The following is a 20,113-nucleotide window of genomic DNA, read 5'->3' as shown; positions in this document are numbered from 1 at the left end:
CGAGCCCTACGGGCCACCTTCTCCCGCAAGGGGAGAAGGACAGAAGAAGTCAGATTATCTCCAGCGGGGTTTCCTGCGTCCGCGGGGGGAAGGCCTGATCCAGCCGTTCCAGATCCTCGATGTCGAACTGGATCTCCAGCGCATCGGCGTTGGCCTCGACGTGCTCCACGCTGCTGGCCTTGGGAATGGCGATGATCCCGTCGTTTCTCAGTACGGCGGCCAGGGCCACCTGGGCCGGTTCGGCGCTGTGGCGGTCGGCGATGTCCACGATCAGCGGATGCTCCAGCAAGCCGCCGCGCCCCAGCGGCGAATAAGCCATCATCGGCATATCGCGCGACTGCATCCACGGCAGCAGGTCGTACTCGATCCCGCGCGAACCCAGATTATAGAGCAGTTGGTTCGAGGCGCAGTCCTCGGCGCCGTCGATCTGCATCAGCCGCTCCATCGTGCGCAGGTCCAGGTTGGACACGCCCCAGCGGGCGATCATCCCCTCGTCCACCAGTTCGCGGAAGGCGTCGACCGTCTCCTCCAGCGGCACCCGGCCCTCCCAGTGCAGCAGATAGAGGTCGATCCGGTCGATCCCCAGCCGCTCCAGCGACTTCTCGCACGACAGCATCATCTTCATTTCCGAGGCGTTCTCGGGCCGCACCTTGGAGACGATGAAGACCTCGTCGCGGCGCCCCGCGATGACCTCGCCCACCAGACGCTCCGAGCGTCCGTCGCCGTACAGTTCAGCCGTGTCGATCAGGGTCATGCCTAGGTCGATGCCGCGCTCCAGCGCCTGCTGTTCGGCGTCGCGCCAGGCGGGATCGTCGCCCATCTCCCATGTGCCTTGGCCCAGGGCCGGAACGGTCGTACCGTCTGCAAAAGTAACGAGGCGGGTCATGTCCGTCCTGATTTATGAGGCGGCGAAACAGCCGTCCGGAGGTTGGAATGCGCACGCGGCTTATCAAGACCGACGGCTTGATCCAACAGGTGCTGGAGGCGGGCCACGACAAGGCCGATGCGCCGCTGGTCTTGCTGATCCACGGGTTTCCTGAACTGGGCGTCAGTTGGTTGGCGCAGGTTCAGGCGCTTTCGCAGGCAGGATACCACGTCGCGGCCCCGGACATGCGCGGATATGGCGGGACCGAAAAACCGCAGCAAGCATCGGACTATTCGATCCTGAATCTGGTCGGGGACATGGTCGATCTGGTTCGGGCGCTGGGCAAGCAAAACTGCGTGGTGGTGGGCCATGACTGGGGCGCGCCCGTGGCCTGGCACTGCGCCCTGCTTCGGCCCGACCTGTTCACGGCGGTTGCGGGTCTGTCGGTGCCGTTCCAGCCGCGCCGTTCCAACGGCCCCCCGACCCCCGCCATGGCCGCCATCTCGAAACGCGCCGGGCTGGGCGATCTCTACATTAGCCGTTTCCAGGCGCGCGACGCCCATCTGGCCCTGCAGGCCGATCCGGCGACGACATTGAGGAAGCTGTTCTGGGCCTATGACGGGGCCACGCCCGCCGACAAACGCTCGACCGGCTTCATGCCCGAGGGCGTGGACCTGCTGGAGACCGTCGATGACGCCGCCACCCTGCCGCCGTGGATGAGCGAGGACCATTTCGAGGACTATGTCTCGGCCTTTGCCGCGGGCGGGTTTGACGGGCCGTTGAACTGGTATCGCGCGCTGGACCTGAACTGGTCGCTGACAGCCTTTGTGCAGGGTCAGAAGATCCTCCCGCCCGCCCTGTTCGTGGTCGGCACCGACGACCCGGTCCGTCACTACGCCGGGGCGGCCGAGGCGGGGCTGAAGGACTGGGCGCCCAACCTGATACGCACCGTGGTCGTTCCGGGCGCGGGCCACTGGATCCAACAGGAGCGGGCGGACGAGGTGAACGCCCTGCTGCTGGAGTTTCTGACTTCGCTACCCCTCTCCCGTCGGGAGAGGGCTTGAGCGCACGGCGGCTTCGCCGCCGTTCTCGCGCGAAAGGGTGAGGGAGAGCGGACCCTCATCCGTCTCGCTGCGCGAGCCACCTTCTCCCACCGGGAGAAGGAAGATCAGGTCGCCTTCTCCAACCGCTCACGCACGTCAGCGACGATCTCCAGGCCGCGAATCCGGGCGGCGTTGTCGAACATCATGCCGGTGACCATCAGCTCGTCCACCTGCGTCAGGGCGATGAAGTCGGCGATCTGTTTCTGGACCGTCTCCGGCCCGCCCACGGCGGAATAGATCAGGCGGCTCCTGGCGCCCGCGATCTGCTGCGGGGTCAGGATGGCCTCGATGTCGTCGACGGGCGGCGGCAGCTTGCCGGGTTTGCCCGAGGTCAGGCGTGCAAAGCTCTGCTGCATCGAGGTGGACAGGCGCTTGCCCTCTTCGTCGGTGTCGGCGGCGAAGACATTGATAGCGGCCATGGCGTGGGGCTTGGCCAGACGGTCGGAAGGAACGAACTCGCGTCGATAAAGCGCCAGAGCCTCCAGCAGCAGCTCAGGCGCAAAATGGCTGGCGAAGGCGTAGGGCAGGCCCAGCTGACCGGCTAGCTTCGCGCTGAACAGGCTGGAGCCCAGAAGCCAGATCGGCACCCGCAGGCCAGCGCCGGGGACGGCGCGGACGGGCTGGTTCTCAGATGCAGGCTCGAACCACTGGATCAGTTCGACCACGTCGCGCGGAAACTGGTCAGCGCCTTCGAAATAGCGGCGCAGGGCGCGGGCCGTGGCGCCGTCCGTGCCGGGCGCGCGGCCCAGGCCCAGGTCGATGCGGTCGGGATACAGGGTCTCCAGCGTGCCGAACTGTTCGGCGACGACCAGAGGGGCGTGGTTGGGCAGCATGACGCCGCCCGACCCGACGCGGATTCGCTCGGTTCCCGCCGCCACATGGCCGATGACCAGGGCGGTCGCGGCGCTGGCGATGCCGGGCATATTGTGGTGCTCGGCCAGCCAGAACCGCTGGTAGCCCAGACGGTCTGCGGCCTGGGCCAGGGCAAGGGTTTCATCGAGCGCGCGGCGGGCGTCGCCGCCTTCGACGATGGGGGACAGGTCGAGGACTGAGAACGGGATCATGGCCGTTAGATCGGAACTGGCTTCGCCGGTTCAAGGGGAACCGCAACAGAGGCGGCGACTTTAAACTGAGACCCCTTACTCAGACCGACAAGGAGCGCCGTGATGACCGATCAACCCCCGCCGACCGACCGTGAGGGCCAGGATGCGCTGGAAGCCGCCGAGATGGGCGAGAAGCCGGACCGAGGCCACAAGGCCGATACGCTGATCGACGCGCTGGACGGCTCGGACTCGGGTTCCGACACCCGTGCGGGATCCTTGCGCGGCGGGTCGGCCAGCGGATCGGACGATGATCCTGATTCGGCGGCGATCAACGCCAGACTGGCCGAAGAGGGCCGCGAATCCGCTGATCCTGACTCGCCGTCCAACGCCGGACCGGATGCGGTCGAAGGCTCAGGACGCCGGTTTGACGGCGACGGCGGCGATCCGGCGGAGGGCGCCAGAGGCGAGGACTGACGTTCGCGCCTTGCTGCCGCCGCATGGAGGCGCCACGGTGCGCCTTCGACTATCGAGCCCAAGGGAAATCACCCCCGATGATACGCCGTCTGGCGGTTTCGACCGCCGCAGTTCTGTTTTGCCTGGCGGGTTGCAGCGACCGTGCGGAAAAGCCTGAAGCGTCTTCCGACATTGGTCTGAACGCCCCGACCGCCGCGCCTGCGGCCTCGGACGCGGCGGCGCAGCCAGCGACGGGGGCTGGCGCGGCCGCGGCATCGACGACGGCGGCGACGGTGATTCCGGCCCTTCCGGGCGCGCCGGCCTATGCGGCCCTGTATCCGGGCGCCGAACTGGATGGACGTCCCACCATCGGCGCGGGCGACGCAGGCGCGGGCGGCCTGGTCACCTTCCGCACGTCCGCCAGCCCTGACGAGATCGTGGCCTTTTACAAGGAGCGCGCCGAGGCGGCGGGCATGCGTTCGGTCATGGGGCTGAATCAGGGCGACGCCCGGGCCTATGGCGCGGCGGGCGAGGCCAATGACGGACCACGGCTTCAGGTCGTGGCTGCGCCGGGCGACGGCGGCGCCACCTCGGTTCAACTGACCTGGAGCGAAGGCCAGTGAGCCGTAGCGGTCCGGTCGGCGTCTTCGGCGCGGCGGGGCTGCTGATGGTCCTGGTTGCCTGTGCGCCCACCGAGAACCGCGCGCCCAAGCTGACTGAGGTTTCGACCGGCTATCTGACGGCGGGCGATCTGGCGCGGCTGGCCGATGCGGTTCCGCCGCCGCCTCTCCCGGCCTCTGAGGCCGATCTGGCCGACAAGGCGACATCGGCCCGGTATCGGGCGTTCGAAGACAGCGATCGCTGGCTGCTGGCGACATCCCATGCCGAACTGCGGCCGCCGCTGGCCCTGCAGCATTTTGACTGTGCGCTGGGCGTGCGGTTCGGCTCGACCGAGACGCCCAATCTGGACCGGGTGATGGCGCGCGTTTTCCATGACGCCGAGAGCGTGGCCGAACAGGTCAAGCGTCGCGCGGCGCGGCCCCGCCCCGTCGGCGATGATCCGCAGCGCCGCGCCTGTCAGGTCGTCAGCGAGGCCGGTCGCAAGTCCGCCTCCTATCCATCCGGCAGCGCCGCCGTCGGCGCCGCCTATGGCGAAGCCTTCGCCGCAATCGACCCATCGCGGGCCGAGGCGGTGCGCCGCATCGGCCATGAGATCGGCGTCAGCCGCCTGGTCTGCGCCATGCACTATCCCAGCGACGTGGCGACGGGTGAAGCCATCGGCAGGGCGGCTGCAGCACAGGCTGTCGCCACACCGGCCTTCCAGGCCGACTTGGCTGCGGCGCGGGTTGAACTGGCCGCCGCGCGCGCCAAAGGCCTGACCAATCCCGGTTGCGCCGCCGAGCGAGCCGTCTTGCCGACCGTCCTGCCCTAGAATGATCGCGCTGCTGGCGGCTCTGGCCATGCAGGTTGCTGAACCGGCCCCGGCCGCCCGGGCCTGCACGGCGGCTGAAGTCCGGGACCTGACGACGCCGTCCCCCCAGCCCTATCGCCTGACCTGTCGGGCCGTCTTGTCGGGAGCGACGGTGCCTCGGCGCGTGCTGATCGAGGGACCGGAAGCCTCGGGCGCGGGCCTGGACTGCGGCGGCGGACGCATCGCTCCGTCGGGCGAGGCGGGACCGCGCACCCCCACAGTGGCCATCTGGTCGCGCAACGACGACGGCGTCTGGCGCAGGCCTGCGGGCGTGAGCCTCAGCAACTGCACCATCGTCGGCAATGTCCGCATCTGGGGCATGGGGGCGGGCGGATCGATGCGTGATCTTCTGGCCTCATCGCGCACGGCGGATCACACCCACGCAGCCCAGGCGGCGGCGCCTTTGAACGTGACGCTGAGCCGCATCCGGTTCGAGGCGACCGGGACCATTCCCCTCTATGTCGGGCCGGGGGCGTCGGGGACGCAGCTGATCGGATCGACCTTCACGGGCCGCTCAACCTCCACCGCCGTCTATCTGGACGCCGAGAGCCGGGGCGCCGACATCCGCGACAACCGTTTCGACATCCGCACGGGCCGCGAACAGATCGCCGTGGATGGCTCCGCCTATAATCAGATCACCGGCAACCGCTTCGCCCTGGGCGGGCGTGGCGGCATCTTCCTGTACCGCAACTGCGGCGAGGACGGAGTGATCCGGCATCAGACGCCGTCCTACAACCAGATCACCGGCAATATCTTCAGCGGGGCCAACTGGCTGCGGCCCCGCACGGTCGTGGTCGGGGCGCGCGAAGGGCGGCGACCCTATTGCGCAGCGGATGCGGGCTATCCGTTCGGATCCAGTGTCGATGACGGCGACGGGGCGGCCCACAACCGGGTCGCCGACAACCGCACCGAATAGCCGTCCGGGCAGGCTCAGCCCGCCGCCCGCACCGCCGCAGACACATCTGAAACCACGCGCCGCACCAGTCCCTCGTCGTCGCCCTCGGCCATGACGCGGATCAGTTTTTCCGTGCCAGAGGGGCGGACCAGCAGGCGGCCCGAGCCGTTCAGCGCCGCTTCCGCCTCGGCGATGGCGGCCTTGACCGCGTCATTCTCCAACGGCTTGCCGGCGTTGAAGCGGATGTTCTCCAGCAACTGGGGCACGGCGTCGAACTGATGGGCCAGTTCGCTCATCGGCTTTCCGGATTCGACCAGGACGGCCAGCACCTGCAACGCCGCCATCAGGCCGTCCCCGGTCGTCGCGTGATCGCGCAGGATGATGTGGCCCGACTGTTCGCCGCCGATGTTGAAGCCGCCTTCGCGCATCCGCGCCATGACATAGCGGTCGCCGACCTTGGTGCGCTCCAGCGACAGGCCTTCAGACTTCAGACGCCGCTCCAGGCCCAGGTTGGACATGACGGTGGCGACCACGCCGCCGCCGGTCAGCAGGCCGCGTTTGGCCCAGTCCAGACCGACCAGAGCCATGATCTGGTCGCCGTCCACCACCTGGCCCTTCTCGTCGCAGATGATCAGCCGGTCCGCATCCCCGTCCAGGGCGATGCCGATGTCGGCGCGGTAGCGTTTGACCGCCTCGGAGAGGGTGGCCGGATGGGTCGATCCGCACTCGGCGTTGATGTTGATTCCGTTTGGCTCGACCCCGACGGGGAAGACCTCGGCGCCCAGTTCGAACAGGGTGGTGGGCGCGACCTTGTAGCCTGCGCCATTGGCGCAATCGACGGCGATGCGCAGACCCTGCAGGCTGAGCCGCTTGGGGAAGGCCTGTTTGGCGATCTCGATATAGCGGGCCTGGGCGTCGTCGATGCGCTTGACCCGGCCCAGCTTGTTCGACGGCGCCAGATCCTGGTCCAGACCGGCGTCCATCAGGGCTTCGATCTTCAGCTCGATCTCGTCGGACAGCTTATAGCCGTCCGGGCCGAACAGCTTGATGCCGTTGTCCGCATAGTCGTTGTGGGAGGCCGAGATCATCACGCCCAGATCGGCCCGCATCGACCGCGTCAGCATGGCCACGCCCGGCGTCGGCACGGGGCCGAAGGTGCGCACATCCATGCCCACCGAGGCGAAGCCCGCCACCAGGGCCGGTTCGATCATATAGCCCGACAAACGGGTGTCCTTGCCGATCACCACCAGATGACGCCGGTCATCGCTGGTGCGGAACAGCTTGCCCGCCGCCAGACCGACGCGCAGGGCGACTTCCGCCGTCATCGGATAGGTGTTGGCCCGACCGCGCATGCCGTCGGTGCCGAAGTATTTTCTGTCGCCCAAGGTGCGGTCCTTTTGTTTCGGGTAACGTTCCGAAACCCCTTTTTTGATGCGGCGCGCCTTAAGATTGCATAGACGGCCAATGGGGCTTGGTCTGTGGCTTAACCCCGGATCGCCCTCAGTGCAAAGCGGCGACCCTTTTGCGTTGTTACGGAGCCTTCCAGACATGTGCGGCATTATCGGCGTCATCGGCAACGGCCCAGTTGTTCCCCGCCTGATCGACAGCCTGAAACGGCTGGAGTACCGGGGCTATGATTCCGCCGGGGTCGCGGCCATGGTCGACGGCTCGGTCGAGCGCCGTCGCGCCCAGGGCAAGATCCGTAATCTGGAGGCTGTTCTGGCCGAGGAGCCGCTGAAGGCGACCATCGGCATCGGTCACACCCGCTGGGCCACTCACGGCGCGCCGACCACGGTGAACGCCCACCCGCACAAGGCCGGGCGCGTGACCCTGGTCCACAACGGCATCATCGAGAATTTTGCCGAACTGAAGGCTGAACTGGCCGCTGAAGGCCACATCTTCGAAAGTCAGACCGACACCGAGGTCATCGCCCACCTGCTGGACGCCGAACTGAAGACGGGCCGCAAGCCGCTGGAGGCCTTCAAGGTCACGCTGGATCGTCTGACCGGCGCCTATGCCCTGGCCGTTCTGATCGACGGCGAGGACGGCCTGATCCTGGGCGCCCGTCGCGGCAGCCCGCTGGTCGTCGGTTGGGGCGAAGGCGAGATGTATCTGGGGTCTGACGCCCTGGCGGTCGGCCCCTTCACGCAGCAGATCTCCTATCTGGAAGAGGGCGACTATGTCGCCGTGACCCGCGACGGCGCCGAAATGTTCGACGCATCGGGCCAGCCGGTCGATCGGGCCGTGGTTCAGGTGTCCGCGTCCTCGGCCATGGTCGAAAAGGGCGAGTACCGTCACTTCATGGAGAAAGAAATCCATGAGCAGCCCGACAGCGTCCAGCACACCCTGTCGGAATATCTCGATCTGGTCACCGGTAAGGTGAAGCCGCAGGGCGTCGATTTCGCCGCCATCGACCGCATCCAGATCGTCGCCTGCGGCACCGCCTTCTACGCCGGTCAGATCGGCCGTTATGCGTTCGAGAAGCTGGCGGGCCTGCCCTGCGACGTGGAGATCGCATCCGAGTTCCGCTACCGCTCACCCGCCGTCTCGAAGACGACGCTGGCGGTCGCCGTCAGCCAGTCGGGCGAAACCGCCGACACCCTGGCCAGCCTGACCTGGTGCAAGGCCCAGGGTCTGCCGACGGCGGCGGTGGTCAATGTCCATACCTCCTCGATGGCGCGCGAGGCGTCGGTGCTGTGGCCGACCCACGCCGGGCCGGAGATCGGCGTCGCTTCGACCAAGGCCTTCACCGCCCAGGTCGCCGCCCTGCTGGCCTTGGCCGTTGCCGCGGGCGTCGCGCGCGGCCGGATCAATGCGGCTGCCGAGGCGGAACTGGTCAAGGCCCTGTTCGAAAGCCCGCGCGTGATCGCCGAAGCCCTGCGGATGGACGAAACCATCCGCGCGGTGACCCAGGAGTTGTCAAAGGCGACCGACGTTCTGTTCCTGGGCCGTGGCCCCATGTTCCCGCTGGCCATGGAAGGCGCGCTGAAGCTGAAGGAGATCAGTTACATCCACGCCGAGGGTTATGCCGCCGGCGAACTGAAGCACGGCCCCATCGCCCTGATTGACGAAGAAACCCCGACCATCGCTCTGGCCCCCCTGGACGATGTCTTCGACAAAACCGCGTCGAACCTTCAGGAAATCGCAGCGCGTGGTGGCCCGGTCATCATGATCACGCCCGAGAACGCGCCCGATCCGCACGGCGTCGGCATCCGCCGCATCGACGCCCCCGACTGCCACCCCCTGATCGCGCCGCTGGTCTACGCCGTGCCGATGCAGCTTCTGGCCTATTACACCGCCGTCCAGAAAGGCACCGACGTCGACCAGCCCCGCAACCTGGCCAAGTCCGTCACGGTGGAGTGAGGGACCTCGACGGCCTGAATCTCTGTGGGCTCTAGGCCGCCGCCCGCTTACGGATGCGGGCGATGCGGCGCAGGCGGCGCCAGAAGCGACCGCGCTCGGGCTCGGGATAGGGCTGCAGGTTCTCGACGAACTGCTCGGCGGACGCGCGCCAGCTGAACTTCTCGGCGTAGGCGCGCACGTCCTTGCGGTCGAGCTTCAGGCATTCCAGGCAGGCGGTCTTCAGATCCTTGTCGATCGCGCCGGCGTTGGAGCCGGGGATGATGTCGATCGGGCCGTGGGCCGGATAGGCGGCGACCGGCGTGCCGGTGGCCATGGCCTCCAGAATCACCAGGCCGAAGGTGTCGGTCCAACTGGGGAAGACGAAGACATCGGCATCCCGGAAGCAGCGGGCCAGGTCGTCGCCGAACTTGGCCCCCAGGAATTTGGCCTCCGGATATTTCTCCTGCAGGTCGGCGCGGGCGGGGCCGTCGCCGACGATGATCTTGGTGCCGGGCAGGTCCAGCTGGAGGAAGGATTCGATGTTTTTCTCGACCGCCACGCGGCCGACGTTCAGGAAGAAGGGGCGGGGCCAGTTTTTTCCGCCCATCTCGTCATAGATGCGCTCCAGGTCGGGATTGAACACCTCGGTGTCCACGCCGCGCGACCAGGGCGAGACATTTTTGAAGCCGTGCTCGACCAGTTCGTCGCGCAGGGTCGGGGTCGCCACCATCAGACGGCCCGACGGTTTGTGGAACCACTTCATATAGGCGTAGCCGACCTGCACCGGGATCGGGAAACGGGCCGACACATATTCCGGGAATTTGGTGTGATAGCTGGTCGTGAACGGCAGCTTCCACTCTACGCAGATGCGACGCGTGGCGATGCCGATGGGGCCTTCGGTGGCGATGTGCACGGCCTCGGGCTCGAAGGCGCGCAGCATTTCGCGAATCTCTTCCTCGGCGCCCAGCGCCAATCGAATTTCCGGATAGGTGGGGCAGGGAATGGTCTTGAACAGGCTGGGCTCGATGACCTCGACCTCATGCCCCATGGCGCGGCATTCCGCGATGGTGCGGGTCAGGGTGCGGACGACGCCGTTGACCTGGGGCTCCCAGGCGTCGGTGGCCAGAACGATGCGCATTGAGGCGGGCGGACCCTGAGCCGTTAATCAAGAGCGGAACTTCTAGCCGGTTCGGATGACGATGGCGAGACGGATGCTAGATCGGCAGCACGGTCGTCGACTTCACCTCTTCGAGAACCGCATAGGTTCGGGTTTCGCGCACCCCCGGCATCCGCACCAGAACATCGCCCAGGAAGGCGCGGTAGGCGTCCATGTCGCCGACGCGGGCCTTGATCAGATAGTCGAAGCCACCGGCGACCATGTGGCATTCCAGAACCTCGGGCTGGGTGCGGACGGCCTCGGCGAAGGCGTCGAAGACGTCGCCGGTGGTGCGGTCCAGCAGAACCTCGACGAAGATCAACAGGTCGCGCCCGACCTGGGCCGGGTCGATCATGGCGGCATAGCCGGTGATGATCTTCTTTTCGCGCAAGCGTTTGACCCGCTCGAAACAGGCTGCGGGCGACAGGTTGCAGCGCCGGGCCAGTTCGGCGTTGGAGATGCGGGCGTCGGTTTGCAGCACCCGCAGGATGCGGCGGTCGACGGCGTCGATTTCAATCATCGGAAAATCGCCCCTGAATACGAATGATCATCGGCTCGTTGATCTATCATACGAAGCACCTTCAATGAACTCCGGCATATAGGGCTTAAATCCACAGGATTTGCCGCGCCATGACTACTGCCCCCTTCACGCCTTCGAGCCTGGCCGCATGGGACGGTCTGGATGCGCGCAAGTTTCAGAATGAGCGCGAGGCCGTCGCCGCCAATCTGGCGCGGATTCCGCTGAACTCCGCTGAGCGCGCTGCGGTGGTGGATGAGGCGGTCGCCCTGGTCGAGCACGCCCGCCGCAGTCAGAAGAAACAGGGGGTGGTCGAAAGCTTCCTGCAGCAGTTCTCGCTGGGCACCCGTGAAGGCCTGGCCCTTATGTGCCTGGCCGAGGCCCTGCTGCGCGTGCCGGACGAAGAGACGCGCGACCGTCTGATTGCGGAAAAGATCGGTTCCGCCGACTGGGCGTCGCACCTTGGCCAATCCGACAGTCTGTTCGTCAACGCCTCGACCTGGGGTCTGATGCTGACCGGCAAGCTGGTCGATGTGGATGATGAGGCCAAGACTGACCTGTCGGGCTTCCTGAAGTGGATCGCGGGCCGGATCGGCGAGCCGGTCATCCGCCAGGCCGTCGCCACCGCCGTCAAGATCATGGGTGAGCAGTTCGTGGTCGGGCGCACCATCCAGTCGGCGCTGAAACGCTCGAACAAGGAAGGTTGGCTGTGCAGCTTCGACATGCTGGGCGAGGGCGCCCGCACCGTCGCCGACGCCGACCGCTACGAAAAGATCTACGCCGACGCCATCGAGGCGGTGGGCAGGACGTCAAAGGGGCAGGGGCCGGAACACGGCCACGGCGTGTCGGTGAAGCTGTCGGCCCTGTCGCCCCGCTATGAGGCGACGCACGAGGACGACATCTGGGCGACCCTGTATCCCCGCATCCTTCGTCTGGCCCAGATCGCGGCCAAATACGACATCAACTACACGATGGACGCCGAAGAGGCGGACCGTCTGGCCCTGTCGCTGAAGCTGCTGGATCGGCTGGCGCACGAGCCGTCGCTGGGCGGCTGGACCGGTCTGGGCCTGGCGGTTCAGGCCTATCAGAAGCGGGGTCTGGAGACGATCCAGCGGGTCGCCGACCTGGCCCGCCGCTCAAACCGTCGCCTGATGGTGCGTCTGGTCAAGGGCGCCTATTGGGACACGGAGATCAAGCGCGCCCAGGTCTTCGGCCGCACCGATTATCCGGTCTTCACCACCAAGGCGGCGACCGATCTGAACTATCTGGTCTGCGCGCGCGCCATGATCGAGGCCTCGCCCGACATCTATTCCCAGTTCGCCAGCCACAACGCCCACACCCTGGCCGCCGTGCGCCGCATGGCGCGCGATCGCGGGGTCACCGTCGAGCATCAGCGCCTGCACGGCATGGGCGAGGCCCTGTACGACGCCGCCATCGAGAAATGGTCGGATGAGACGGTGATCGTGCGCGCCTACGCCCCCGTCGGCGGGCATGAAGAACTGCTGCCCTATCTGGTGCGCCGCCTGCTGGAGAACGGCGCCAACTCCTCCTTCGTCCACGCCTTGCTGGACGAGCGTGTTCCCGCCTCGGCCGTTGCGGCTGATCCCATTTCCCTGGTCGAGCAGGCGCCCGACCGTCACCCCAAGATTCCGGTTCCGCAAGATATGTACGGCGATCGTCAGAACTCCCTCGGCCGCGACTATTCCCAGGCCGCCGACCGCGAAGCCCACGCCAAGGCGCTGCAGCTGGTCGATCGTGAAAAACTGACCTCCGGCCCCCTGATCGGCGGCAAGTTGCGCGCCGGGATCAACGCCCAGGACGTGACCAATCCGTTCGACCGCACGCAGGTGCTGGGTCATGTGTCGGAGGCGACCGAGGCCGACATCGGCGCCGCCGTCGAAGCTGCCGCCAACGCCCAGGTTCAGTGGGACCGTCAGGGCGGCGCCAAACGCGCCGTGATCCTGCGCGCCATGGCCGACGCGCTGGAGGCGGACATGGACCGTCTGGTCGCCCTGCTCAGCCGCGAGGCGGGCAAGACGCTGAACGACGGCGTCGCCGAGGTGCGCGAGGCCGCCGACTTCTGCCGCTACTATGCGCTGTTGGCTGAACGCGACTTCTCCGCGCCCGAGACGCTGAAAGGCCCGACTGGCGAAACCAACCAACTGATCCTGCACGGGCGCGGCGTCTTCGCCTGCATCTCGCCGTGGAACTTCCCGCTGGCCATCTTCACCGGCCAGATCGCCGCTGCGCTTGCCGCCGGCAATGCCGTGCTGGCCAAGCCTGCCGAACAGACGCCCTTGATCGCCGCCGAGGCCGTGCGTCTGTATCACAAGGCGGGTCTGAACCCCGACCTGCTGGCTCTGGTTCCCGGTCGTGGCGAGACGGTCGGCGCGGCCTTGGTCACGCATCCGGGCATCGACGGGGTCGCCTTCACCGGCGGCACCGACACGGCCGCGGCCATCAACCGCTCCATCGCCGCGCGCCCCGGCGCCATCATCCCCTTCATCGCCGAGACCGGTGGTTTGAACGGCATGTTCATCGACACCACGGCGCTGAAGGAGCAGGTGATCGACGACGTCATCCTGTCCGCCTTCGGTTCTGCGGGGCAACGCTGCTCGGCCCTGCGCGTCCTCTATGTGCCCAAGGATTCCGCCGACGCCCTGATCGAGGGGCTGAAGGGGGCGTTGGCCGTCCAGACCGTCGCCGACCCCGCCGACCCCAAGACCGACATCGGCCCCGTCATCGACCCGGAGTCGCGCCGCGCCCTGGAAGCCCACGTCAGACGCCTGTCGAAAGAAGCAAAAATCATCGCCCGCGCCAACCTGCCGCTGGGCGCCGAAAAGGGCGACCTGTTCGCCCCGACCATCGCCGAAATCCCAACGCCCGACTTCCTGGAGCGCGAGGTGTTCGGCCCGATCCTGCACCTCTATCGCTACGCCCCGTCTGACCTGAAGGCGGTCGCGGGCAAGCTGGCCGCGCGCGGCTACGGCCTGACCCTGGGCGTCCACAGCCGCATCGAGGCTTTTGCCGATGAAGTCGTCTCCCTGGTCCCCGCCGGCAACGTCTACGTCAACCGCTCCATCACCGGCGCCGTCGTCGGCGTCCAACCCTTCGGCGGCGAAGGCCTGTCAGGCACTGGCCCCAAGGCCGGCGGCCCCAACAGCCTGATCCGTTACGCGGCCGAGAAGGCGATCAGCGTGAATATCGCGGCGCAGGGAGGGGATCCGGCGCTGTTGAATTTGTGAGTTTATGAAGGTGGCGCGTTGCGAGGCCGCGAGAAGATTGTTTTCTTGAGGCCAGTTCCGCGCCATACGTCATGCTAAATCGTCGCGGCCAGGACCTGAACGGGTTGGAAGTGCGCGTCGTTTCTCGCATTTCGAAGGATGTCGATGGTCGTCGCGGAATTTCGGCAGCATAGTCGAGTTATCGGCGCGCTTCTGATGCGCGAGATGACCACGCGGTTTGGTCGCGAGGGGATCGGCTTTTTATGGCTGGTTGGCGAGCCAATGCTGTTCTGCGGCGGCGTCATTGCGCTGTGGAGTCTCGTTAAGCCGACGTTTGCTAGTGAGCACGGCCTTCGTCTCGCGCCGTTCGTCATGACCGGCTATATGTGCCTCATCCTTATGAGGCACCTTATAAGTCTGCTTACCCCTGCCGTTCAGTCCAATGTCGGTCTTCTATATCATCGGTTCGTAACGCCGACTCATATATTGGCGACGCGAATTCTGCTGGAGATCGCCGGCGGTACGCTGGCATTCGTCATTCTTTATGCGTTTCTCGGTCTGATCCAGCAGGTTCAGCCACCTGAAAACTACCCGTTACTTTATGCAGGTTGGGGCGTGATTGCATTCTGCTCTACAGGCCTGGGTCTCATAATGACTGGATTGGTGATGAGGTATGAGATCATAGAACGCGTTGTTGGATTGGTCAGTTATTTGTTGATGCCGGTTTCTGGAGCGTTCTTTATGGTGGCGTGGCTGCCGCCATCGGCTCAGAAGGTGATGATGTATATTCCTTTTGTTCATGGGACAGAGGCTATTCGTGGTGCGATCTTCGGTGAGTTCGTTGAGACGCATTATGATCTTGGTTATGCACTCGTGGTCGGTGCAATCATGAATATCATAGGCCTGTTGATCATATATTCTTCATTAGATCGCATCGAGGTCGAATAATGTGCTTGGTGTTTCGGTCAAAGATTCCTGGTCTGTGCTGATATGAATGAAACGCAGTTTAAGTATCTGGGCGCTCTCAAGAATGAGGGATCTGACAGATCTGCCGAACATCTGTGGTTGAAACGGCTGCCTCTAGGATTTCTCCTGGTAGTTGCGCTGCCCACTGCATTGGCGATGATCTATTATCTAGTCATCGCTTCGCCGCTTTACGTCTCTGAGGCGCGTTTCGTCGTTCGCAGCCCTAATCAGCAGCAACCCTCGAATCTCGGCATGGCCCTTCAGGGCGTGGGGATTCAGAGCGCGATGAACGATTCTTTCGCCGTGCATGAATACGTCACTTCGCGCGACGGGCTTGCCTATGCTCAGGAGGCCGTTGATGTGCGGGGCAAGATTGGGCGACCTGGCGCAGACTTCTTCGTGCGTTATCCGCGCTTCGGTGAAGATGACAGTTCGGAGGGGCTTTATAAAGGCTATAAGCGCTTCGTGACGGTCGGTTATGAAGGCCGCACAGGTATCAGCACGCTGCGCGTTAAGGCTTTCCGAGGGGAGGATGCACAGGCAATAGCAAACGCCCTCCTGTCCGGGGGGGAGGCTCTGGTGAACCGCCTGAATGAACGGGCGGCTAGAGATGCGGTCCAGGGGGCGGAGCGTGCTGAAGAAGAGGCGCGGGCGGATCTGGTTCTGGTGCGCCAGCGTCTGACGGCTTTCCGCAATACTCAAGGTTATGTCGATCCGGAGCTTTCTGCGCGTGAAAGCTCTGCTGTCTCGTCGGATCTGCTGGTGGCGATCGCCCGTTTGAAGGCCGAACGCGACCAACTGCAGGCGGGCGCGCCTCAAAGCCCTCAGCTCGCCAGCCTGAATGGCCGCATTACGGCGCTTGAGCGCCAGTTGACCGCAGAGCGGGCGAGAATGGCGGGCGCGGCAGGTTCGTTGGCGTCTTCCGTCGCCGGTTATCAGCAGCTTCTCGTCGAGCAGGAGATTGCTGACAAGCGCCTAGCACAATCCACGGCCGCCGTAATTACAGCACGCAACGAGGCGCGCCGCCAAAATCTCTATTTAGAGCGGATTGTGAATCCTAATCTGGCGGATCAGCCTACATTGCCGCGGCGTTGGTTCGGGATATTCAGCGTGCTGCTTTCGAGCCTGTTGGTCTATAGTCTGGGCTGGTTGGTTTACGCGGGCATTAGGGAACACAAGCAGTTCTAATGGACGATGGAATCGGGCTCCGTGTCAGGGAGCTAAGCAAAATCTATACGTCCGCGTCGGCGCCTCTTTTTCGAGGGTTGTCGTTTGACGTCGCGCGCGATGGAAGATTGGCGATACTTGGCCGTAATGGCCAGGGGAAATCGACCCTTATCAAGATGCTTGGCGGAATTCTAAAGCCCACCGCTGGCGCTATTGATTGGCGCATGACTTCTTCCTGGCCCATCGGTTTCGGCGGCGGGTTTCAGGGAAGTCTTTCTGGTCTGGATAATATCCGGTTTTTGTCGAGGCTCTACAATCGAAACTACCAGGACATTCTTTTAAGAGTCGATCAGTTCGCTGAATTGGGTGAGGCGCTGAAAAGACCCGTGAAGCATTATTCTTCAGGGATGCGCGCTCGTTTGGCTTTTGGCCTTTCATTAGCCATCGAGTTTGACTGCTATCTTATCGATGAACTTGTTGCTGTGGGCGATGCTCGTTTTCAAAGAAAATGTGAAGAGGAGCTTTTTCAGCATCGTGCCGGGCGTGCCTATCTGATGGCGTCGCACGATATGAATTTGATCGCTCAACATTGTGACTGCGCCTTGATTATTGAGTCAGGCAAGGTGAAGAGTTTCAATGATATAGAAGAAGCTATTGAAATCTATTCTTGGCTCAGGGCGGCGTAATAATGCAGTTCGCTTTGAATGCCGGGCCTTCACTTGCAGCCTGGAATTGGGGCAATCAGATTGTCGCGCAAGCGGTATTGAGGGGGTGGCGTGTCCATGATCGTGATTCAGCAGAGTCACTTCTGCTAGGGCAGCCCGATTGGCTTCTCTGCGGACCGCCAGAGACTGGCGCTGATGAGGCTGTGGACGTGGTTGTGCTTGGGCCCGACTTCAAGGCTGCCGACCTTGGGGGGCTTGATGTTGCGCAACTGAGTGAGCGATTTGCCGCTCGGGTCTTGCCGGATGTCGAAGGGACGCGCTGGTTCTCGAGCGCTTTTGTCGCTGCTGTTGCAGCGCGACGCATGCATCTAATCGATTCCGAAGTTAGTGTTATCGAAATCGATGGACTGGGCTCCTTGAAACGCCCCGATGATCTCGGGGAATTGCGGTCAGGTGACCCTGCATTAGGCATTTACCGGAACCCCCTTTTCGTGGGCGCCAGGGCATTTTGGAGTTCTGATCTGTTCGCTGCGGCGAAGCATCCGATCTTGAGCGGGCCCGCTTGGCTCGACGTTACGGGGCGCGCAAAGTCTGTCGCCGAAGAGCCTGGAATGCAGGTGCTGGCAGGGCTTTGGTCTATTGATTGGCTTATCGAGGTCGATCCGGAAGGTGGTTTCGTTGAACTTGTGTTCCAGTGGGGAGATCAAGTGTTCACCAAGGCCATTGACCGTCCGGGTTTGTATTCGGTCACTCAATCTGCCGCGTGGCCGGATGGCGGTCCCGCGGTGGCGCGGATTGCGTCCTCTAGGCCGCATTTTCAAGGTAAAGTCAGGTTCGCAGGTGCCGCTGTCACTTACCTCGGAGCGGTTTTGCCTCAAAACCGTGAGACTTTAGAACCTCTAGAAGAGTCGTGACGCTGTCTTCCCAGGTTATGGGTTGGACGCCAGTGACATCAGCGGTTCCGACTGCGGCCTCATCCATCCAACTCAAAATGCGATCGGCGAAAGTCTGTGGTGACGAATAGGCTGGGAAATAACGCACGCCTGCGTTCTCATGCACTCGAAACACCTCAATATCGCGAGCTAGAACAGGCTTTCCATATCCTAGGGCCTCTATGAGAGGCAGGCCGTAACCTTCAGCAAGCGATGGGATGATGACGCCATCACAGGCCTCGTACAATCGCATGAGAGCTTCGTCGCTTGCCTTGTCGAAATAGAACAGCCTGTGACCAAGCTCTGGGTGCGATCGAATGCGCGCCATCAAGCCTTCGACGCTCCATCCTTCTCGACCGACGAGAACAAGTTTGGTGCTGCCGTTGCGCGACCATATTTCAGCAAACGCGTCGAGAAGCTCATTATGGCCCTTGCGCGGCTCAAGGGTGCCGACAGTCAAAACCATCGGGCCGTCCAGTCGTTCTAACCACGATTCAAAACCATCTGGCAGACCTGTGGTGTGAAGGCTGTTCTTTATGTCGGTGCCCATGGGCAAGACGTGCGAAACGTAGCCATCCTTTACACCAAAGAGTTCGCTAAGGCTGTGCTTCAGGTCGGATTCGGTTTGATTGGAGTTACAGAAATATCCATCGCTGACGGAGGCCAGCACGCGCAGCCATTTATGAAATCGTAAGCTGGCGCTTGGCGGGAACCAATCGGGTCTTTGCAGAGGCAGGAGATCGTGAACGAGGTACCATTGAAGCACGCCTTTCTGCGCGAGGTGTCGCAACTGGCGCTCCTGGAAGCGTACCGTGTCGAGAGCGTAATCCAGTCCAAGAAACACGTCTCCGATCTGACCTTGGATCGGGGTGAGGTCGATATTGTCCGAGTGCGGCCAGTTGATGCGATGGTATGGGCGTTTGCGGGTCGCGCATACAAACCAGACATCCCACCCTGCATGGCGAAGCTGTTCTTCTCGCAAGGCTATGCCGCGCACCACGCGCTGAATGCCGGTGCCGGCATCGTTCTTGGCAATGACCGAAATGTCTATAAAGAGCCGACGAGAACCATGAGCATGGCTGGTTCGCCTGCTAGCCGTTATGGCGTGGCGGCTCCATTGGATTTTTGCTCGTTCTAGCCAGCGCGGCGCAGGGCACCGTTCGAGCGTATTGCGTGTTTTTGTCCAAATGCCCACCAAGGCCCCTCAGATTTTAGATAGAGCAATGGGCGGCAACCGTATGACGCCACTTGCGTACGGGTCCTATTATTGAGGCCGGTCCGTATCTGGTCACTCGACCAAGCGCCACTCTGGCGCTTCTATTTTTTCTATGACCGCCGTTATTTCGTAATTTCCGTACGGCGGCATTGTGGGGTTGAGATTGTAGTCGAACAGATCGTCATTTTCGGAAAGGTGTCGAATCTTGAACGTGTTAGGGGCTAAGGCGGCTTCTATTTCCGCCAGCAAGGAGGCGCATGTGTACATGCGAAGGTGTTCCGTGTTCCAGGAAGATGGGGGGCGGCGGCGACGTTCGAAAAGATCGCGACTGGGGACGGCGATAATGATGTGGCCCCCAACCTTGGTGACCCGGTGCCAGTCTTGAATGATGCCAAGGTGGTCTGGAATATGCTCAAGGCAGTGACTGGAGTAAACGGCGTCCTGACTGCAGTCCCCAAAAGGTAAATATTTTCCGTCGTATCCCGGATAGTCAATGTCGACGCCAATAGCATCTTCCATGATGGGCACTACGCGAGGATCTCCGTAGCTTGAAAATCCCACGTCAAGTACCTTTGGGCCCGTGATGTAGCTTTTCCAAAATCCAGTCAGATGTTTGTGATCCCAGGTTTTTCTTGATTCCGTGCCAACATAACGAGATCCGATAATGTTGAGCGTCGATGATACATTGGCCGGGTCATTTATATTTCCAACCCAAATTCGGTTAATGCCGATGCCAAGTTTTCGGTCATCATCACTGCCTCCAAATTTTTTGGGGCTCTCAGCGTCTGGAATCTCGATATCCAGTTCGATGTGTTCGTCCGTAGACAATGCACTGAAGGGTATCAAAAGGCCTTTTAAGCGGTACCATTTATCGGGAATATTCCACTCAGAAATGACACGGCCACCATGAAATATGGTGACATTCTGCGATTCTAGTGCCTTCCCATGAGTATGGGCCATCAGCTCTATTATTATAGCCACGTCACCATCATAAGTGGGGTCTCTAGGCTCAGGACCCATTGATGTGAGGCGCGCGATCTGATTCAGGCTCCTGAGGAGTCTGGATCATGAGTGACCTGTATTGGCTGACGGACGAGC

The 20,113-nt window shown here is 63.2% G+C and carries 18 protein-coding genes; 11 read left to right on the top strand and 7 right to left on the bottom strand.

Going from position 1 to position 20,113, the window contains the following annotated elements:
- Window positions 1-49 precede the first annotated feature (49 nt).
- Window positions 50-886, bottom strand: coding sequence for an aldo/keto reductase (locus tag JKF87_RS08970; RefSeq protein WP_201099549.1), 837 nt, complete (start codon window positions 884-886; stop codon window positions 50-52).
- Between the two features lie 47 nt (window positions 887-933).
- Between JKF87_RS08970 and JKF87_RS08965 the strand changes: the two genes are divergently transcribed.
- Window positions 934-1,929 (top strand): alpha/beta fold hydrolase, encoded by a 996-nt coding sequence (locus JKF87_RS08965; protein WP_201099548.1) that lies wholly within the window; start codon window positions 934-936, stop codon window positions 1,927-1,929.
- A 104-nt stretch (window positions 1,930-2,033) separates the two neighbouring features.
- Here the strand turns inward: JKF87_RS08965 and JKF87_RS08960 are convergent, their stop codons facing one another.
- Window positions 2,034-3,032 (bottom strand): LLM class flavin-dependent oxidoreductase, encoded by a 999-nt coding sequence (locus JKF87_RS08960; protein ID WP_201099547.1) that lies wholly within the window; start codon window positions 3,030-3,032, stop codon window positions 2,034-2,036.
- A 102-nt stretch (window positions 3,033-3,134) separates the two neighbouring features.
- On the opposite strand from JKF87_RS08960, the gene JKF87_RS08955 reads away from it, so the two are divergent.
- From JKF87_RS08955 to JKF87_RS08940, 4 genes are all read left to right on the top strand, one after another.
- On the top strand, window positions 3,135-3,485 hold the full coding sequence (locus JKF87_RS08955) for a ribonuclease (protein WP_236261252.1): 351 nt from the start codon (window positions 3,135-3,137) through the stop codon (window positions 3,483-3,485).
- Window positions 3,486-3,562: 77 nt separating this feature from the next.
- Window positions 3,563-4,087, top strand: a complete 525-nt coding sequence (locus JKF87_RS08950; protein WP_201099546.1) for a hypothetical protein — start codon at window positions 3,563-3,565, stop codon at window positions 4,085-4,087.
- The gene (locus tag JKF87_RS08945) at window positions 4,084-4,896 is read left to right on the top strand and encodes a phosphatase PAP2 family protein (RefSeq protein ID WP_307417825.1); all 813 of its coding nucleotides are present in this window, start codon (window positions 4,084-4,086) and stop codon (window positions 4,894-4,896) included. Before JKF87_RS08950 ends, JKF87_RS08945 begins: the two co-directional genes overlap by 4 nt.
- Window position 4,897: 1 nt before the next feature.
- Window positions 4,898-5,851: a right-handed parallel beta-helix repeat-containing protein gene (locus JKF87_RS08940; RefSeq protein WP_201099545.1), complete on the top strand. Its 954-nt coding sequence runs from the start codon at window positions 4,898-4,900 to the stop codon at window positions 5,849-5,851.
- A gap of 14 nt (window positions 5,852-5,865) precedes the next feature.
- Here JKF87_RS08940 and glmM read toward each other — a convergent pair whose 3' ends face one another.
- Window positions 5,866-7,215, bottom strand: coding sequence for a phosphoglucosamine mutase (glmM, locus tag JKF87_RS08935; protein WP_201099544.1), 1,350 nt, complete (start codon window positions 7,213-7,215; stop codon window positions 5,866-5,868).
- Between the two features lie 163 nt (window positions 7,216-7,378).
- On the opposite strand from glmM, the gene glmS reads away from it, so the two are divergent.
- Entirely contained in the window at window positions 7,379-9,193 is a 1,815-nt protein-coding gene (glmS, locus tag JKF87_RS08930) for a glutamine--fructose-6-phosphate transaminase (isomerizing) (protein WP_201099543.1), read from the top strand.
- A gap of 31 nt (window positions 9,194-9,224) precedes the next feature.
- Here the strand turns inward: glmS and JKF87_RS08925 are convergent, their stop codons facing one another.
- Entirely contained in the window at window positions 9,225-10,310 is a 1,086-nt protein-coding gene (locus JKF87_RS08925) for a glycosyltransferase family 4 protein (protein ID WP_201099542.1), read from the bottom strand.
- A gap of 76 nt (window positions 10,311-10,386) precedes the next feature.
- On the bottom strand, window positions 10,387-10,848 hold the full coding sequence (locus JKF87_RS08920) for an Lrp/AsnC ligand binding domain-containing protein (RefSeq protein WP_201099541.1): 462 nt from the start codon (window positions 10,846-10,848) through the stop codon (window positions 10,387-10,389).
- 110 nt (window positions 10,849-10,958) lie between these two features.
- Here JKF87_RS08920 and putA point away from each other — a divergent pair, with 110 nt between their 5' ends.
- The 5 genes from putA to JKF87_RS08895 all read left to right on the top strand — a co-directional run bounded on the left by putA (window position 10,959) and on the right by JKF87_RS08895 (window position 17,781).
- On the top strand, window positions 10,959-14,090 hold the full coding sequence (gene putA, locus JKF87_RS08915) for a bifunctional proline dehydrogenase/L-glutamate gamma-semialdehyde dehydrogenase PutA (protein WP_201099540.1): 3,132 nt from the start codon (window positions 10,959-10,961) through the stop codon (window positions 14,088-14,090).
- Window positions 14,091-14,234: 144 nt separating this feature from the next.
- The gene (locus JKF87_RS08910; protein ID WP_201099539.1) at window positions 14,235-15,017 is read left to right on the top strand and encodes an ABC transporter permease; all 783 of its coding nucleotides are present in this window, start codon (window positions 14,235-14,237) and stop codon (window positions 15,015-15,017) included.
- Between the two features lie 42 nt (window positions 15,018-15,059).
- The gene (locus JKF87_RS08905) at window positions 15,060-16,223 is read left to right on the top strand and encodes a chain-length determining protein (RefSeq protein WP_201099538.1); all 1,164 of its coding nucleotides are present in this window, start codon (window positions 15,060-15,062) and stop codon (window positions 16,221-16,223) included.
- On the top strand, window positions 16,223-16,888 hold the full coding sequence (locus JKF87_RS08900) for an ABC transporter ATP-binding protein (protein WP_201099537.1): 666 nt from the start codon (window positions 16,223-16,225) through the stop codon (window positions 16,886-16,888). Before JKF87_RS08905 ends, JKF87_RS08900 begins: the two co-directional genes overlap by 1 nt.
- Before the next feature lie 2 nt (window positions 16,889-16,890).
- On the top strand, window positions 16,891-17,781 hold the full coding sequence (locus JKF87_RS08895; RefSeq protein ID WP_201099536.1) for a hypothetical protein: 891 nt from the start codon (window positions 16,891-16,893) through the stop codon (window positions 17,779-17,781).
- On the opposite strand, the gene JKF87_RS18585 is transcribed toward JKF87_RS08895, so the two are convergent.
- Together JKF87_RS18585 and JKF87_RS08885 are read right to left on the bottom strand one after the other, a co-directional pair.
- Window positions 17,717-18,994 carry a glycosyltransferase family 4 protein gene (locus JKF87_RS18585; RefSeq protein ID WP_201099534.1) on the bottom strand — a complete coding sequence of 426 codons (1,278 nt, stop codon included), beginning with the start codon at window positions 18,992-18,994 and terminating at the stop codon, window positions 17,717-17,719. The two genes, JKF87_RS08895 and JKF87_RS18585, sit on opposite strands and share 65 nt — an antisense overlap.
- A gap of 93 nt (window positions 18,995-19,087) precedes the next feature.
- Window positions 19,088-19,975, bottom strand: a complete 888-nt coding sequence (locus JKF87_RS08885; protein ID WP_201099533.1) for a methyltransferase domain-containing protein — start codon at window positions 19,973-19,975, stop codon at window positions 19,088-19,090.
- Window positions 19,976-20,113 lie beyond the last annotated feature (138 nt).

Origin of the sequence: Brevundimonas nasdae (assembly GCF_016654005.1) — a bacterium.
GTDB classification, from domain to species: domain Bacteria; phylum Pseudomonadota; class Alphaproteobacteria; order Caulobacterales; family Caulobacteraceae; genus Brevundimonas; species Brevundimonas nasdae.
This window is presented reverse-complemented; position numbering and strand designations above follow the sequence as displayed.